General features: G+C 45.2%; 13 protein-coding genes. 12 read left to right on the top strand and 1 reads right to left on the bottom strand.

Annotated elements, in window-relative coordinates; genetic code table 11:
• Positions 1-201: 201 nt before the first annotated feature.
• From BXO88_RS10540 to BXO88_RS10505, 8 genes are all read left to right on the top strand, one after another.
• Positions 202-1,620, top strand: coding sequence for an FMN-binding protein (locus tag BXO88_RS10540; RefSeq protein ID WP_078037690.1), 1,419 nt, complete (start codon positions 202-204; stop codon positions 1,618-1,620).
• Positions 1,621-2,052: 432 nt separating this feature from the next.
• Positions 2,053-2,619 (top strand): RNA polymerase sigma factor, encoded by a 567-nt coding sequence (locus BXO88_RS10535; RefSeq protein ID WP_078037689.1) that lies wholly within the window; start codon positions 2,053-2,055, stop codon positions 2,617-2,619.
• A gap of 140 nt (positions 2,620-2,759) precedes the next feature.
• The gene (locus BXO88_RS10530; protein WP_078037688.1) at positions 2,760-3,620 is read left to right on the top strand and encodes a hypothetical protein; all 861 of its coding nucleotides are present in this window, start codon (positions 2,760-2,762) and stop codon (positions 3,618-3,620) included.
• A 34-nt stretch (positions 3,621-3,654) separates the two neighbouring features.
• Positions 3,655-4,920: a DUF4349 domain-containing protein gene (locus BXO88_RS10525; protein ID WP_078037687.1), complete on the top strand. Its 1,266-nt coding sequence runs from the start codon at positions 3,655-3,657 to the stop codon at positions 4,918-4,920.
• 362 nt (positions 4,921-5,282) lie between these two features.
• Positions 5,283-7,187: a CotH kinase family protein gene (locus tag BXO88_RS10520; protein WP_078037686.1), complete on the top strand. Its 1,905-nt coding sequence runs from the start codon at positions 5,283-5,285 to the stop codon at positions 7,185-7,187.
• Positions 7,188-7,441: 254 nt separating this feature from the next.
• Positions 7,442-8,296 (top strand): flagellin N-terminal helical domain-containing protein, encoded by an 855-nt coding sequence (locus tag BXO88_RS10515; RefSeq protein ID WP_078037685.1) that lies wholly within the window; start codon positions 7,442-7,444, stop codon positions 8,294-8,296.
• A gap of 63 nt (positions 8,297-8,359) precedes the next feature.
• A complete protein-coding gene (locus BXO88_RS10510; RefSeq protein WP_078037684.1) occupies positions 8,360-9,208 on the top strand; it encodes a flagellin in 849 nt (282 codons plus the stop codon).
• Positions 9,209-9,245: 37 nt separating this feature from the next.
• Complete coding sequence (locus tag BXO88_RS10505) at positions 9,246-9,617, top strand: hypothetical protein (protein ID WP_078037683.1); 372 nt, start codon at positions 9,246-9,248, stop codon at positions 9,615-9,617.
• Between the two features lie 216 nt (positions 9,618-9,833).
• Here BXO88_RS10505 and BXO88_RS10500 read toward each other — a convergent pair whose 3' ends face one another.
• Positions 9,834-11,168 (bottom strand): aspartate kinase, encoded by a 1,335-nt coding sequence (locus tag BXO88_RS10500; RefSeq protein WP_078037682.1) that lies wholly within the window; start codon positions 11,166-11,168, stop codon positions 9,834-9,836.
• Between the two features lie 696 nt (positions 11,169-11,864).
• Here BXO88_RS10500 and glmS point away from each other — a divergent pair.
• The 4 genes from glmS (at position 11,865) to BXO88_RS10480 (ending at position 17,218) form a co-directional block, all read left to right on the top strand.
• Complete coding sequence (gene glmS / locus BXO88_RS10495) at positions 11,865-13,703, top strand: glutamine--fructose-6-phosphate transaminase (isomerizing) (RefSeq protein WP_078037681.1); 1,839 nt, start codon at positions 11,865-11,867, stop codon at positions 13,701-13,703.
• A gap of 571 nt (positions 13,704-14,274) precedes the next feature.
• Positions 14,275-15,666, top strand: a complete 1,392-nt coding sequence (gene rsxC / locus BXO88_RS10490) for an electron transport complex subunit RsxC (protein ID WP_078037680.1) — start codon at positions 14,275-14,277, stop codon at positions 15,664-15,666.
• Positions 15,663-16,613 (top strand): RnfABCDGE type electron transport complex subunit D, encoded by a 951-nt coding sequence (locus BXO88_RS10485; RefSeq protein WP_078037679.1) that lies wholly within the window; start codon positions 15,663-15,665, stop codon positions 16,611-16,613. The genes rsxC and BXO88_RS10485 overlap by 4 nt, the downstream gene beginning before the upstream one ends.
• Complete coding sequence (locus tag BXO88_RS10480) at positions 16,610-17,218, top strand: FMN-binding protein (RefSeq protein ID WP_078037678.1); 609 nt, start codon at positions 16,610-16,612, stop codon at positions 17,216-17,218. Before BXO88_RS10485 ends, BXO88_RS10480 begins: the two co-directional genes overlap by 4 nt.
• Positions 17,219-17,228: the final 10 nt, after the last annotated feature.

Raw genomic sequence — 17,228 nt, 5'->3', positions numbered from 1 at the left:
TCAGGCATGTAATGATGTGGGCGGCAAATGAATTTGACGCTCATTCTGTGATGCTTTGTACTATTAGCGATTTTGCGTCACAGTTTGATGAGAATACAGCAGAAGATACTCGCTTTTAAGGCATCATCGGAGCTCTGCATATTCCTTTGACACTCATATCATCATATATTGTCATTATACTTAGGTCATGGGGGACTTAAAATGAAACAGAAGAATATGATAGCCCTTGGTGTAATCGGAGTTGGTATCGTTGCCGCTGCCATTACAGGATACCAGGCAAGAAACTTAGGAACATCCAGCAGCGTTGCAAAAAGTCAGATTCCGGGCGATGCAGTTACCGCAACCGGTGAGGCTCAGGGTCTCGGCGGTCCTGTAAAGGTTGAAGTCATCGCAAATGCTGAGAAGATCTTCTCTATCAATGTCATAGATGCATCCGGTGAGACACCTAATATCGGTACACTTGCTGTTGATCAGCTTCCTGCAAGCATCTTTGAAGCAAACAGTCTTGCAGTTGACTCTGTATCAGGTGCCACAATTACTTCAACAGCCATCAAGAACGCTGCAGCTCAGGCTATCGAGAGCGCAGGCTTCGATCCGGCAAACTTCGGCTTCGTAAAGGAAGAGAAGAAGGAAGTAGTTGTAGATACTTCGGAGATCCCATCTGATGCAGTTACTGCTACAGGAGAGGCTCAGGGTCTCGGCGGTCCTGTTACAGTTGAGATCACTGCAACTGCTGACAAGATCTATAACCTCACAGCTACAGGAGACAGCGAGACACCGGGCATCGGTACTAAGGCTCTTGAGGAGCTTCCAGGCGCTATCATTTCAGCTAACAGCATTTCAGTTGATTCTGTTTCCGGTGCTACTGTTACTTCAGACGCCATCAAGGAGGCCGCTAAGAAGGCTCTTGAGAGTGCAGGCTTTGATGCTGCTAACTTTTCAGGCGGTTCATCTGAGACTAAGGAGACTCCTGCTGAGACTGAAAAGGCTACCGATGAAGCAAAGGATATTCCTGCTGATGCAGTTAAGGTTTCAGCTGAGGCTCAGGGTCTCGGCGGTCCTGTAAAGGTTGAGATCACAGCTACAGCTGATAAGATTTACGATCTTGTTGCTACAGGAGATAAAGAGACACCGGGTATCGGTACTAAGGCTCTTGAAGAGCTTCCCGGAAAGATCATTTCAGCTAACAGCATCGATGTAGATGCTATTTCAGGTGCTACCGTAACTTCAGATGCTATCAAGGAGGCCGCTAAGAAGGCTCTTGAGAGCGCAAACTTTAATGATAAGAAGGATAGCTCAAAGGATACTGAAAAAGCTGATGACAAGAAGGCTTCTTCTGATGAAGTTAAAGCCACAGGCGAGGCTCAGGGTCTCGGCGGTCCTGTAAAGGTTGAGATCACTGCAACTGCTGACAAGATCCTTGACGTAGTTGCTACAGGAGACAAGGAGACACCGGGTATCGGTTCAAAGGCTCTTGAGGAGCTTCCTGGAAAGATCGTCTCAGCTAACAGCCTTGATGTAGACGCCATTTCAGGTGCTACCGTAACATCAGACGCCATCAAGGAAGCTGCTAAGAAGGCTCTCGAGAGCGCGGGTTTCGATCCTGCTTCATACAAATAAATCAGGTTGATGCACAAATCATTTTTACGTAATATGAGCGTTGTGCGATACAAACTTTATCATCTGACCGTTCGGCATTTATGCCGGACGGTTTTTTGATGCCAATATCTACATCATTTTTTTCAAAATCAGTTACCTGTATTCTTAAATTCCTACAAAGTGCGGATTTTTTCCGTGCTTTTTTGTTATTCGAAAGTTTTTTCTTCACAGTATCCTGTGAATGAAATACAATTATTTTAAGAGCACGAAGCGTTCCGATATCATCATATCAAAAATAACTTTTTTTCAAAAAATATGTGACGGGAAATCTCCATTTCCTGTGTATTAGGATGAAGAACATAAGGATAGCATCGGAGACTTCATGAACCCCCGGATGCAACATCAGTTTCACATAAGATCACTGATGATCCAAAACAGAAACGAGGACACTATATGACCGATCAGGAAATCATAGATCTTTATTTTGCAAGGTCAGAATCAGCTATAGATGAATCTGCGAAAAAATACGGGAGTTACTGCAGCTATATAGCCATGAACATCCTATATAACAAGGAGGACAGTGAGGAGTGTGTCAATGATACATGGCTCAACACGTGGAATACCATTCCACCTACGAGACCTTCCATCCTCAGAACGTTTCTCGGAAAGATCACCCGTAACCTTGCACTAAACATCTATGAGAAGCAGAGCGCAAAAAAACGCGGCAGCGGTGAAACAAGTGCCGTACTGGATGAACTTTCTGAATGTCTCGCGGATACAAAGGGTGACAGGCCGGATGATATCCCCGACAGAATAACATTGACAGACTGTATCAACCGTTTTTTGGAGAAGCAGAGTGATGATTCAAGAAAGCTCTTTGTACGCCGCTACTGGTACATGGCTCCCATAAGCGAAATAGCTGCCGAGTACGGTTTCAGCGAGAGCAAGGTAAAGATGACCCTGAGCCGCATGAGAGCTGCACTTCTGAAGGAACTTGCAAAGGAAGAGATCGCGGTATAGATCCTGCAGGATGACACGGATGTGCCATGTCCGTACAGAAAAGCTACCTGAAGCAGTGCAGCCATATGGATAGCTATCTGTATGTAGATGCATCATCCTGAGTTCTGAAAAAGTGTTTAGAGTCGAAGAAATGGAGAATTATGGAGAAAGAAAAGAAACTTCTTAAGGCCATAGGAGATATTGACGAAAAGTTTATAGAAGAAGCAAAGCCGGAAAAGGTGGTTCGAATAGCTGCAAAAAGGAGCTGGAAACCTCTCGGTATCATGGCTGCTGCCGCAGTTATCATCCTGGGTCTCGGAGTATTTATGAAGATGAATGTGAATGATAAAACTGCCGCCATGATGGCACCCGCCGGTGCAGAGGAAGCAGCAGCACCGAATATATCTGCAAATGGATCAGATGAAGCCGCCCAGGAAAAATCCTATGATACTTTATCCGGTAACTCCGAACAGAACACCGGAAATGAGCAGATCCCGGTAGAAGCAGCCGAAGGCGAAGCTCATGAACCGGCTAATATCCGTGCCTTTTCTGCTGAAGAGGATGCCCCGGGCGCCGAAGAAAAATCAGCAGTGGCTGACAACGGTGTTCAGTCCCGTATGATGATCGCAAATCCTTGGAAGGACAGTGACAGTCTTTCTGAAGCAAAAGCCGACGCAGGATTTGATATGACGATTCCTGAAAATGTGAACAGCTTCATTCCCAAGATTTATCGATCAATAAAGAACGAAATGCTTGAGATAATTTACTGCGATGCCGATGATCAGGAGGTCTTCCGCATCAGAAAGGCTCCCGGAACCGAGGATATAAGCGGAGATTACAATGTTTATGAAAACGAAAAGGATATATCTGCAGGTGATAAGACAATACATATAAAGGAAAACGGTACAGATGTTTTCGTAGCTTCATGGGAAAAGGATAATTTCAGTTTCGCAGTCGTAATCGCGGAGAATAATCATTTTACAGAAACGGATATCACTAAGCTTGTGGAAGAGATATCCTGAAAAAAGATACAATGTTATAGGAGGGAGAATACAAATGAGAAAAAGATCTTTTAACATTATGAGTTCTGAAAAGCTGGCACGTGCCGCTGCGTTGTTTATGGCTGCCATGATAGCCACATCTTCCCTTACAGCCTGTGGAGGCGGAAGAGCCGCTTCCTCCAGCTATAGGTCAAATTCAGAACGTTCCGCAGAATCTGCGGCTATGGAAGAAATTGCCGCGCCTGAAATGGCAGGAGCTCCCATGCTTTCTGCAAAGATGGCAGATAATTCGGATTCTTTCTATGAGGCTGACACCGAGGCGATGGAAGAGGGGGCAAGTTCAGCCCGAACCGACAATTCAGGAAGCACCGGCAATATCCAGGAGGGCGTAGATCCTTCAAAGGTTCCTTCAGACAGAAAGCTCATCAGAACTGTGAGCCTCACCTTTGAGACAACCGAGTTCGATACATTTGTACAGGACATTCAGCATAAGACCACTGAACTCGGTGGCTATGTGGAATCAAGCGACATCAGCGGCAACGAAAAGACCAGCACCAGACGCTCGGCTTACTTCACGCTTCGTATCCCCAAGCCAAACCTCGACACCTTCCTTGACTTTACTGAAGGCGGTGCCAACCTCACAAGAAAGTACGAAAACAGCCAGGACATAACATTAAAATACCACGACACAGAATCCCGTAAAAAGGCTCTCAAAGAGGAATATGACAGACTTCTGGAGCTCATCGCCCAGGCAGAGTCGGTTGACGCCATCATCACCATTGAGGAACGTCTCTCTGATATCAGATATGAGCTGGACGGCTTCGAGTCAGATCTACGCATGTATGACAATCAGGTAGAATATTCCACCGTTAATGTAGACATTACCGAAGCAAAGGTTTACACACCGACTGAAAAGACCACCTTCTGGGATCGCGTTTCCTCAAGATTTGAAAACAATCTCGGTGATCTCATGGATGCCATCACTGACTTCCTTGTATGGTTCCTTTCAAGTCTTCCTATCCTGTTCTTCTGGGCAGTTCTCTGTGCTATATTCTGGTTCATCGGCCGCGCAATCATCCGTGGTCATAAAAAGAAGGCCGCAAAAAAGGCCGAAGCCATGGCCGCAAAACTGAACGGTGGTATAAACGCACAGAATCCGGGCGCAGCAACCGGAAACTCAGCTCAGGCAGCTGTCAATGCTTCTGCTCCGGCAGCAGACAACTCCGCACTAGTACCGGCTGAAGGCGGTACCGCATCAAACGAAGTAACAAATGAAGGGGAAGCCGCTTCTCAGGCAAAAAAAAATACCGGAAAGGTCTGACGTTCCCAGAAAGCATGAAATAACTATTTATCGATCTGCTAGTGCGGAATGTGGGCGTAACGCGAGAGTGCGAAGCACGTAGCGGTCCAATATAGGATTTTACAACCATTCAGGTGCAGTCAGCTGAACTAAGCCGAATGATTTTTTCGAAAAGGATTATTCCGATAAAAACAGGAATAGTCCTTTTCTTTTAAGTTACGTTTCAGTTTCGCGTGCTTTAATGATGATATCGAAACATAAGACTATCCTGAAATCGACGCTGAAAATCCTCTGCTGTCAGCAGCACAGGATACTGTTTCCGGAAGCCGTCTTAAATATAAGTACATATGATCAAGCCCCCTGTCTGATCAGAAAGGAATATCATGCGAAGAAAAATTTACGGTCTGACTGCCATGGCCCTCAGCGGAGCCCTGATACTGTCAGCCTGCGGAAATTCTGTACCTCAGGCTGCTACAGCAGCTCAGGAAAGCACAGCAAACGAAAGTACTATGGAATCCTCGGAAACATCTCATGAAAAATCCGGAAAATCCGTTTCAGATACCGCTTCCTCCACAACAGCTTCCGAATATGTTTCAAAGCTTTTTGACACGAGCTATGTCCATACCATTGCTATCGAAATAGCAGAGGATGACTGGTCGGATCTCATCGCGAACCCGACAGACAAGACCAAGTACAAGGTCAATGTCACCATAGATGGCGAGAAAGTGGATGAAGTAGCACTATCCACCAAGGGAAATACTTCTCTTTCCTCTATCGCATCGGATGACACAACTGACAGATACAGCTTCAAGATCAATTTCGGAAAGTACGTGGATGACCAGACCTACTACGGTCTCGACAAGCTGAATCTCAACAACATCTATGCTGATGCCACATATATAAAGGATTATCTCAGCTATCAGCTTTTCAATCATATGGATGTGGCTGCCCCTCTTACCAGCTTCATCAATGTGACTGTGAACGGTGAAAGTCAGGGACTGTATCTCGCCATCGAGGATGTGGATGATTCTTTCCTTGAAAGAACCGGAAATTCAGAGGGTGAGCTTTACAAGCCTGAGACGGCAGGACTCGCCAACATGGGAAATGGTGGCCCCGGAAAGGGCGGAATGCAGCCTCCCGAGGGATTTGACGGACAGATGCCGGAATTCGGTGAAAAGGGCGGAAGACCTGATGGAGCACCGGAAGGCTTTGATGGCCAGATGCCTTCCTTTGGAAATGGCGAAATTCCTGAAGGTTTCGGTGGTCCCGGCGGTTTCGGTGGAAATGATTCAGGTGCATCACTCAAGTACACTGATGATGAGATAGAAAGCTATTCAGATATCTTTGACAATGCTGAGACAAAGGTGAATGAAGAGGATCAGAAGCGACTCATCGCAGCATTGAAGAACCTCTCTGAGGGTAATGTTTCGGATAGTGTAGACATTGACAGCGTCATCAACTATTTCGTTGTCCACAACTTCGTCATGAATTACGACAGCTACACCGGAAACATGCTTCACAATTATTACCTCTATGAGGCAGACGGTAAGCTCCAGATGATTCCATGGGACTATAACCTTGCTTTCGGCGCTTTCATGAACATGGGCGGCGGACCACAGGGTAATCCGTTTGATAATGCAAATGCCGATCAGAATGGCGGCTCCACTGACAAGAACAACTCCGCATCATCTGATAAATCCGGAGATAATTCCAAAACTCATTCAGCAGTGGACAAAAATTCCGGAAAGCAAGCATCAAAGAACAGTGAGAACAATGCAACTTATATCATCAACTATGGTATAGATTCACCTCTTTCCGGCGCTCAGAAAGATGACAGACCTATGTGGTCATGGATCACTTCAAGTGATGAGTATCTTACGAAGTATCATGAAAGATTTGCGGAACTTGTTGAGTATGTGACCTCCGATGAATTCACAGCAGAGCTTGACAGACTCTATGAGATGCTTCTTCCGTATGTGGAGAAGGATGCCACAGCTTTCTACACTGCCGATGAGTTTAAGACTGCATTTGAGACCATCAAGGAGTTTATCGCCCTGAGAGCCGAGAGCATCAAAAAGCAGCTTAACGGTGAGCTCTCTGCAAAAACCGATGAGCAGGATGAATCTGCCAGAGTGGATGCCTCAGGCATCACCATCAGTGATATGGGAAGCCAGGGAGGTGGTGAACCAAAGAATAACCGCGGCGGAGATTCCGGAAACGATGACCACGTCGGTAACCATGGCAGAAGACCTGAAAAAGGTCAGAATTCCGAAAAGAAAAGCAATTAAATCCGCGGCAGAAGAAAATTGTACTTAAACATAACACTTCACACTAACTCCTCGTCCAAAGGGCGAGGAGTTTTTAAATGTCCCTAAAGTGTCGAATGCTTATCTGTTTAACTTCATGCGGAAAAGGCAAAGAACCGGCACAGAAGGAAACTGAAAAATCATCTTACAGGTTTAGAAGATAATCTTATATAAATCAAAAAACGGTCGATAATGAGTTATAAACTAATGGATTTTTTTGCCAAGGAGGGCGCGTCATGGTACTACAGCATAACGTTCCGGCGATAAACTCAGGCCGGAATCTTTCTTATAACAGGACTAATCTGAATAAAAATCTGGAGAAGCTTTCCACCGGATATAAAATAAACCGCGCAGCAGATGATGCTGCAGGACTTGCTATTTCCGAGTCCATGCGAAATAAGATCAATGGTCTAAATCAGGCAGAGACCAATGCTCAAGATGGCATTTCTATGATTCAGATCGCAGAAGGAGCTCTATCTGAAGTTCATTCCATGCTTGAACGTGGTACAACATTGGCAACACAGGCTGCAAATGACACCTACAAAGATGATGTCAGAAAAAACATAGATGCGGAATTACAAGAATTAAAGAAGGAAATAGACCGTATTTCTGCCTCCACAGAGTTTAATGGAATCAATCTTTTAAACGGTCTCCATGCAGCAGGCGAGATAGACAAGGTAGCATCTGTACTGACTACCGACGAGGTCGACCAGATCGTAAAAGATATTTCAAACATAGTTTGTAACTCAGGAGAAGATATTCTTGATTCGTTTAATACACTGAAAACCGGATATCCGGACTCAAAAGTTAACATCACTATAAAAAGCTTACCCGGTTCAACACTTGCAACCGCCGGCGGAACCGTTTCATCTGGTCAGGGATTGATCAACGTAAATGTCGATGTAGATAAAATTGACTCAATCAACACTGCGACCAAAGAATCTACGCTTTCTCACGAAGTCATGCATGGAGTCATGGGGGTAGCTCTCGCCAATGCCGGTACATCGATGACTGCTTTAAAGGCTTCAGACAATTTATGGTTTACTGAAGGAACGGCTCAATTGGCAGGCGGTATTTTTACTGCAGGATGAAACACCAATATAAGAGCTAATGCATCTACATCCTTAACTACAGATTCAGAACGAATAGCGCATATGAAAAACGCTTTGGGAAATCATGGTTCTCCTACAGGCGAAGTTTACGGTACAGGTGCCCTTATGACTGCATATATCGGCTATCTCGCAAGCGGAAGCGCAGCACCCGATGGCACGATAACCTTAGGTGAGACGGGTAATGCAGCAAAGATAATCTCCGGCATAGATAAAATATTTAATGAGATCATCAATAATCATAAATCTCTGGAGGATGCCATATATGCAACAACCGGTAAGACAGAATCTGAACTGATGGGACACTTTTCAGGAAGCAACTCAAATGATAACTTTGTTAATTTCCTTATAAATGTCGCGCAGGAAGCCGGTGTTGACGGAAGCGGAAGTGTAGTGAACGGATTAGGTTCTTCCATAAATATCCCTTCTTACTATAACGAGTATACCGGAACTCATTTTATAGTTGATAATGTAAATACCACAAGTTTCGGCACAGTTGGCGGTGATGTCACTCTTCAGATCGGCGCATCTGCATCTGAGACCATAACGATTTTCAGATTTGACATGTCCACTGAAGGATTGGGGCTCGGCGACACCAATGTTCTGACACGTTCCAATGCAAATCAGGCTATAGAAACGCTTAGATCTGCCGTAAATTACACTTCACTAACAAGGGCATACTTTGGAGCAAAGCAGAACCGACTGGAACACACCATAAATAGCCTTAAGATTTCAAATGAAAACGTGACTTCCGCAGAATCACGAATTCGCGATACGGATATGGCTAAGGAAATAACGAAATATACCAAAAACAATATCCTTCTTCAGGCCTCACAATCCATGCTTGCACAGGCAAATCAGACTCCGCAGGGAGTTCTGGCACTGCTTGGATAAGCTTTAAATACCATAACAAAAGGAGTTTCTAGTAACAATGGGGATCAGTCATGAATTAGTATGTACAAAATGTAATTCAAAGTGGGACATCAAACTGGGGTACGGCTTGATGGCAAGTGACCGTAAATTTGTTGTAAATAGTTTCAAATCCAGATACACCGCTCATGTTAAAAACATGATCAAGGATACCCCTATTCCGCCATATGGATTTGCTTATCGATTATGTATATGCAATACATGTAAGAATATCATCAGTGTGCCATCCATCGTACTGGATGATAAAAAGTTTGCTGAAGCCTGCCCAAACTGCGGAAAGGAACTGGAACTTCTTCCTGAAGATCTGGAAAAACTTAACTGCCCAAAATGTAACGGCTCTATCAAAGTAGAGTCTACTTCATATTGGGATTAAATTTTATGATTTAAGTTTCATAAGTCGATATCAGATTCGTATATATTCCTAATCTGCGGCAACCCTCTCGGGTTGCCGTATTTTACGTTGGAATCAGTAAATCAATGATGATAGTTATCGAATAACTTTGCGGATGCAGTCACAGAATCGTGCGGCTAAAGAGAAGCTTAATTTTTTACTTGAATCTGATCGACGTAAGTGTCGATCACCGAACGACTACTGAGCTTCGTTAAGTGAACTGTCAATAGAGGCATATATTGCTCGAATTGCATCTCTGTATCTTTCCTCAGGTACGCCTATAAGGAGATTCAGTTTTCCGGCTCCCTGATTTATGGTGCTTATTTCGATACCGGCTTCATCGAGAGCGCGGAGGACCTTGACATTGGCATCACTGGTCTCTGTGCCTCTTTCTCCCACAACGGCTATCATGCTTAAGTTTTCTTTGATGCCGAGATAATCAGGGCTTAGTTTTGTTTTGATCTCCTCCATAAGTTCATCCTTGCAAGTCTCCAGAAGATCGCTTCTGATGACAAGAGTGATGGTGTCTATACCCGTCAGACACTGCTCGAATGGAAGGTTCCGCTCCCTGAGGATATCCAGCATAACGGCGCTGAAGCCTGAGCCGTCACTGACCATGACCTTCTCTACCTGAATCACAGACATTCCGAGACGTCCGGCTACTCCAACAACAGGATACTTGATCTTTCCCTCGGGAAGTTTTCTTACGATGGTGGTTCCGGGATCATCAGGGCTGTTTGTATTTCTGATATTTATAGGAATTCCGAGGTTTGATGCCGGAAGTACCGCATCTGTGTGAAGGACCGAGGCACCCATATAGGAGAGAGTACGAAGTTCACGATAGCTCAGATACTCAACAGACTTCGGTGAATCAACTATACGCGGATCCGCAGCCAGAAGTCCTGAAACATCAGTCCAGTTTTCATAAAGATCTGCCTGGATCGCACTTGCCACAAGGCTTCCTGTCACATCGGAACCGCCCCTTGAAAAGGTATGGATCCTTCCCTCCGAATCAGCCCCGTAAAAACCTGCCACAACAGCATTCTTCAGCGGACGGAGAGCAGCGCTCATGGCACGTTTTGTCATGGCAGAGTCAAGGGATCCGTCTTCATTAAAACAGACACACCATGCGGGATCTACAAATGTGAATCCAAGGTATGCGGCAAGAATCTGAGAGTTAAGATATTCGCCCCGGCTTGCCATATACTGACTGTCAGGCTCTTCACTGAGATGTTTTCTGATAATGTCTATTTCATTCGAAAGAGGAAAGTCAACATTCAGGGCGTCAATGATATCCTGAAAACGGTTCTTTATATCATTTAGATCCTTCTCGTAATCCTCCCCGTTTTTTGCATGCTGATAGCATCCGAGCAGCATATCAGTCACCTTTATATCATCCGGAAATCGCTTTCCCGGAGCAGATGCCACGATGAACCTTCTTGATGGATCCTTTTCCAGGATGCATTTTATCTTTTGAAACTGGCCGGCGTCAGCCAGTGATGTACCGCCGAATTTTGCCACAACTGTCCTCATAAATATCCCCAATTTTGTAAAGTGTTGCTGTCTTTAAGTGTTGCTTCCTTTAAAAAGCACAATATACGATATGCCATGTCATCCCATAAACTATGACAACACAATCTATATTTTAACGCAAAATGCTGTTTTTGCACATTCATCGTCTTTTAATGTGCAATATTTGCACACCTGTTTTCTAAAGGATGTGCGCCATCTTCGAATCCGGCTTTTTACATAACTCAGGCTCCATGCCCGCCAACGCACCGCAGCTTCCCCTCGACTTGCCGTATCATGCATTTTATGTTATAGTACGACCAAACAAGAGACTTAATATATGGAGGAAATAATCTCTCGTTAGCGCCAGGACCGTAATTGGTCGACGAGGATGACAGTTATCGAAAGACTCGGCGGATGCTGTCACGGAATTGTGAATCGAAAGAGAAAAAAGAAAAAGCGGAATCAAAACCGTAACAGAAATTTTCTCACTCACTGACATTTTGATATATGTGTAGAAGAGACGGTGTAGTAGCCTCTTTCTTTTGTTGCATTCAAACCTGACCTGTTTTTGGAATCCTCTGTTTTGCAGGTTCCTTTCAGGATTCAGGCATATAATGTCCGGGAAAGATTTGCTATATCAGTTTTGATATGTTGCTGATTTTTTTAGCATCCTCTTCACATATCATCTTTGTTCAATGAGAGAGGAGATTTTTTATTATGTGTGGAATTGTAGGTTTTGTAGGAAATAAACAGGCGGCACCTATCCTTTTGGACGGACTCAGCAAGCTGGAGTACAGAGGATATGACTCAGCAGGTATCGCCGTCAGAAACGAAAAATCAGAAATAAAAGTAGTTAAGGCAAAGGGACGCCTCAAGAACCTTTCAGAGAAGACAGATGACGGAAAGGCTCTTAAGGGCGATTGCGGTATCGGTCACACCAGATGGGCAACCCACGGTGAGCCAAGCGAGACCAATGCTCACCCTCACATGAGCTTCCATCATCAGGTGGTTGCAGTTCACAACGGTATCATCGAGAACTTCCAGGAGATCAAAGATAAGCTCCTTAAAAATGGCTATCAGTTCTATTCAGAGACAGACACAGAGGTAGCTGTAAACCTTGTTGATTACTATTACCAGAAGTACGGTCAGGGACCTATCGATGCCATTTCCCGTGCCATGGTCCGAATTCGCGGTTCATACGCACTTGAGTTCATGTTCACAGACTGTCCGGGAGAGATCTACGTTGCACGTAAGGACGCGCCAATGATCATCGGTGTTCAGGACGGCTGTACATACATCGCATCCGACGTTCCTGCCATCCTCAAGTACTGCAAGAACGTTTACTACATCGACAATCAGGAGATCGCAAAGCTTACAGAGGGCAATGCCGAGTTCTTCTCACTTGATCAGGAGCCTGTGACAAAGGAGCTTGTTGAAATCAAGATGGATGCTCAGGCAGCAGAGAAGGGCGGCTATGAGCACTTCATGATGAAGGAGATCCACGAGCAGCCTAAGGCAGTCCGCGATACCATCAATTCAGTTCTCAAGGATGGAAAGCTCGATCTCAGCAGTGTGGGTCTCAGTGAAGCAGAGATCAGAGACATTAGCCAGATCTATATCGTGGCCTGCGGTTCAGCTTACCACGTTGGCGTTGTCTGCCAGTATGTGCTTGAGGGTCTTGCCAGAATTCCGGTTCGCGTAGAGCTGGCATCAGAGTTCCGTTACCGTAATCCTATCCTTGATCCAAAGGGTCTCGTTATCATCATTAGCCAGTCCGGTGAGACTGCTGATTCACTTGCAGCTCTCCGCGAGGCAAAGGAGAGAGGCCTTAAGACTCTGGGTATCGTTAATGTCATCGGTTCGTCAATCGCTCGTGAAGCCGATAATGTTTTCTATACCTTAGCAGGTCCTGAGATCGCGGTTGCTACAACCAAGGCTTACTCAACACAGCTCATCGCAGGATATGCCCTTGCCATGGAGTTCGCAAAGGTGAGAGGCGAGATCGATGAGACTACCTACAACGAGCTCATCAATGATCTTCAGGCACTTCCGGAGAAGATCGAAGAAACTCTGAAGGATAAGGAGCGTATCCAGTGGTTCGCATCAAAACAGGCAAACACTCAGGACGTATTCTTTATAGGAAGAGGAATTGATTACGCCATCGGTCTTGAGGGCTCACTGAAGCTTAAGGAGATAAGCTACATCCACTCAGAGGCCTATGCGGCAGGAGAGCTGAAGCACGGAACCATTTCCCTCATCGACAAGGGTGTACTTATCGTGGGAATACTTACTCAGCCTGAGCTTTTTGAGAAGACAGTTTCAAACATGGTAGAGGTAAAATCCAGAGGCGGATACCTCATGGGACTCACAACCTACGGAAACTACAACATCGAGGACACAGCGGACTTCACCGTCTATGTTCCTACAACAAATCCTTACTTCTCAACTTCACTTGCAGTAGTACCTTTACAGCTTCTTGCATACTATGTGAGTGTAGCCAAGGGTCTCGATGTTGATAAGCCTAGAAACCTTGCAAAGTCAGTCACAGTAGAGTGATTTGTTTTTATGATCGTTTGGGGCTCACTTCGAAAGAGAAGAGTACCGGACGATACCATACCGGTTCTTGATATTTACATTATTTACAAAAAAACGGGAGAGCATGGCGATGCCATGTTCTCCTTTTTATTGTCAAAATATCAATATAATATAAGCGAAAGTGCATAGCGGTTCGATATCAACTTTTTACACTCACATCCCAATATATACCCGTCACTCATTTACGTCGGGAAATAATACTGTATATTCCGAATATTTATGTAATAATCATTTTCCTTTCTACCGAGGTATTAATGTACGGACAATGCATATTTATTAATTTTACAAAGAAACATCGGTCTTTTAATCTTTCGGCTTCGAATCACGCGGCATTTGTTGTATACAATATCCCAAATCAGAAGATTTCAAGCAATACGCCTTGTTTTTTTGTATAAAGCGACAATAAATTAACAAATTTTTTGTATAAAATATGAACTAAATACAATACACATTTGCGTTTTTTATTGTTATGATTAGCAAGTTTCGTTATAATACTAACAGTCTATGAAATTATTTTGGGAGGTATATAAACATGGGTGTTACCACTTTTAAGGGTGGCGTTCATCCCTATGACGGCAAGGATCTTGCAAAGGATCAGGCTATAGTAGAGCTTAAGCCGCAGGGACTCATGGTATATCCGCTTTCTCAGCATATCGGCGCTCCTGCGAAGCCTTTAGTGGCTAAGGGAGACCGTGTTCTGGTTGGTCAGAAGCTGGCTGAGGCAGCAGGATTCATTTCCAGTACGGTAGTATGTTCCGTTTCCGGTACCGTTAAGGCTATCGAGAAGCGTCTTTCTGCCGGTGGAGCCATGGTAGACGCAATCGTTGTTGAAAACGACCAGCAGTACGAAACGATCGAAGGCTTTGGTCAGGCCAGAGACTATACCAAGCTCAGCAGCGAAGAGATCGTTAACATCGTTAAGGATGCAGGTATAGTTGGTCTCGGAGGTGCCGGATTCCCGACACACGTAAAGCTCATGCCTAAGGACGCTTCAAAGATCGAGTATTTCCTCGTGAACGGCGCTGAGTGTGAGCCATTTCTTACATCTGATTACAGAGACATGATGGAGACCCCGGAGAAAATCATCGGAGGTCTTAAAGTCGTGCTTTCTCTTTTCCCTAATGCAAAGGGCATGATCTGCATAGAGGACAACAAGCCTGATGCCATCAAGCTTCTTACTGAGAAGGCTGCAGGCGAGTCAAATATCGAAGTTGTTTCTCTTCAGACAAAGTATCCACAGGGTGGAGAGCGTCAGCTCATTTTCGCCACAACCGGACGCAAGATCAATTCTTCCATGCTTCCTGCCGATGCAGGCTGCATCGTTGACAATGCTGACACCATGGTAGCGATCTACGAGGCTGTATGCGAGTCTAAGCCTCTGGTTCGCAAGATCCTCACTGTTACAGGTGACGCTGTTGTGAAACCTGCAAACTTCAAGGTACCTCTCGGTATGAGCTATCAGGAGATCATCGATCAGGCAGGCGGCTTCAAGGATGACCCTGAAAAGATCATCTGCGGCGGACCTATGATGGGTATACCTCTTTTCAAGCTTGATGTTCCTGTTGCAAAGAATTCATCTTCAATCATTGCACTGCTTCACGATCAGGTTTCCGCAGAGCCAACAACTGCATGTATCAACTGCGGTCGTTGCGTAGAAGCATGTCCGGAGAACCTCATTCCTACCATGCTTATGAAAGCTTCTCTCAGCAAGAATACAGAGAAGTTCGCATCTCTTTACGGAATGGAGTGTATAGAGTGTGGATGCTGTGCTTATGTATGCCCGGCAAAGAGACCTCTTACACAGGCTTTCAAGGAGATGAAGCGCCGTGTGAATGCGGAGCGTAAGGCTGCTGCCGCAAAGGCAAAGGCTGAAGAAGAAGCAAAGGCAGCAGAGACAAATACTACTGAGGAGGTGAAGAAATGAAAAAGATGTTAAATCTTTCCTCAAATCCTCACATTCGTGATGAAGTGAATACAGCGGAGATCATGCGTGATGTCGTTATCGCCATGATTCCTACAACACTCTACGGTATCATCCAGTGGGGTCTCAATCCTGCACTTGTTGTATTGTTTACCGTAGCAGTTGCTGTGTTATCCGAGTTCTTATATGAGAAGTTCATGAAGATGCCTATCACCATAGGCGACTGGTCAGCAGCAGTAACAGGTCTTATCCTCGCACTTAACTGCCCGCCTGATATCCCTGTATGGATTCCTTGCGTTGGTGCAGTATTTGCCATCATCGCTATCAAGATGCTTTACGGCGGACTCGGAAAGAACTGGATGAACCCTGCACTCGGTGCAAGATGTTTCCTCCTTATCTCTTTTGCAGGCAAAATGACCGGTTGGACAACTATCGGCGCAGATGCACTTTCAGGCGCTACACCTCTTGCTTACCTCAAGGCAGGCGGAGACATGGCGAAGATAAACATTTGCGACATGTTCCTCGGACGTATACCGGGAACTATCGGTGAGGTTTCAAAGCTCTGCTTACTTTTCGGTGCAGCTTACCTCATCATCAAGAAGGTTATCTCTCCAAAGATTCCTCTTATTTATATCGGAACAGTAGCAGTATTCACACTGCTTTTCGGTGGACACGGATTCGACATGACCTATCTCTTAAGCGAGATCCTGGGCGGCGGACTCATTTTCGGTGCCTTCTTCATGGCAACTGATTATGTAACATCACCTATCACTCCAAACGGACAGATAGTTTATGGTGTGATCCTTGGTATCATGACAGGTCTTTTCAGACTTTTCGGTGGTTCAGCAGAAGGTGTTTCCTATGCGATCATCCTTACCAACATCATCGTTCCTATCATTAACTTAAAGACTATACCTGTAGCATTCGGAAGGGAGGGCGAGAAGAAATGAAAAAAGATTCATTCGTAAGAGATGCCCTCATCCTCACAGCCATCACACTTGTATCAGGACTTCTCCTCGGTGCGGTATACGGCATGACCAAGGATCAGATCGAAGCTATAAACAATGCTTCCACTATCGCTTCCTACCAGCAGGTTATGGCAGCAGAAGAGTATGATGACGAAACTTACTATGATGCTCTCGAGACTGCAAAGAGCGACGGAACTGTTTCAGCCGACAATGGCGGCGCAGAGCTTATATCTGTAGTAGCAGCAAAGGACGCAACAGGCGCTGAGATCGGATATATCGTTAAGGCTCAGGCTGCAGGTTACGGCGGAAACGTTGTAGTTGTAATCGGTGTAGATTCAGACCTTAAGGTAACAGGTATTTCCTTCCCTGAGACACTTCCTGAGACAGCAGGTCTCGGTCAGAGAGCTCTTGAGCCGGCATTCTATGAGCAGTTTGCAGGCAAGGGCACAAAGCTCAGCGTAAAGAAGGGCGGCGGAGCAGGAGAGAACGAGATCGACGCTATCTCCGGCGCTACCATGACTTCAACTGCAGTTGTTAACTCAACAAATGCAGCAACTGAGTTTGTACAGAACTATATCGTAAAGTGAAGGAGGTCGT

The organism is Oribacterium sp. C9 (assembly GCF_002007235.1).
Taxonomy (GTDB): Bacteria; Bacillota; Clostridia; order Lachnospirales; family Lachnospiraceae; genus Oribacterium.
The sequence above is the reverse complement of the archived record's forward strand: the minus strand, read 5'-3'. Positions and strand labels throughout refer to the sequence as shown.

Coding starts and splice junctions, on each gene's coding strand:
- BXO88_RS10540 (WP_078037690.1), top strand. CDS start 202: ATGAAACAGAAGAATATGATAGCCCTTGGTGTAATCGGAGTTGGTATC.
- BXO88_RS10535 (WP_078037689.1), top strand. CDS start 2,053: ATGACCGATCAGGAAATCATAGATCTTTATTTTGCAAGGTCAGAATCA.
- BXO88_RS10530 (WP_078037688.1), top strand. CDS start 2,760: ATGGAGAAAGAAAAGAAACTTCTTAAGGCCATAGGAGATATTGACGAA.
- BXO88_RS10525 (WP_078037687.1), top strand. CDS start 3,655: ATGAGAAAAAGATCTTTTAACATTATGAGTTCTGAAAAGCTGGCACGT.
- BXO88_RS10520 (WP_078037686.1), top strand. CDS start 5,283: ATGCGAAGAAAAATTTACGGTCTGACTGCCATGGCCCTCAGCGGAGCC.
- BXO88_RS10515 (WP_078037685.1), top strand. CDS start 7,442: ATGGTACTACAGCATAACGTTCCGGCGATAAACTCAGGCCGGAATCTT.
- BXO88_RS10510 (WP_078037684.1), top strand. CDS start 8,360: ATGAAAAACGCTTTGGGAAATCATGGTTCTCCTACAGGCGAAGTTTAC.
- BXO88_RS10505 (WP_078037683.1), top strand. CDS start 9,246: ATGGGGATCAGTCATGAATTAGTATGTACAAAATGTAATTCAAAGTGG.
- BXO88_RS10500 (WP_078037682.1), bottom strand. CDS start 11,168: ATGAGGACAGTTGTGGCAAAATTCGGCGGTACATCACTGGCTGACGCC.
- glmS (WP_078037681.1), top strand. CDS start 11,865: ATGTGTGGAATTGTAGGTTTTGTAGGAAATAAACAGGCGGCACCTATC.
- rsxC (WP_078037680.1), top strand. CDS start 14,275: ATGGGTGTTACCACTTTTAAGGGTGGCGTTCATCCCTATGACGGCAAG.
- BXO88_RS10485 (WP_078037679.1), top strand. CDS start 15,663: ATGAAAAAGATGTTAAATCTTTCCTCAAATCCTCACATTCGTGATGAA.
- BXO88_RS10480 (WP_078037678.1), top strand. CDS start 16,610: ATGAAAAAAGATTCATTCGTAAGAGATGCCCTCATCCTCACAGCCATC.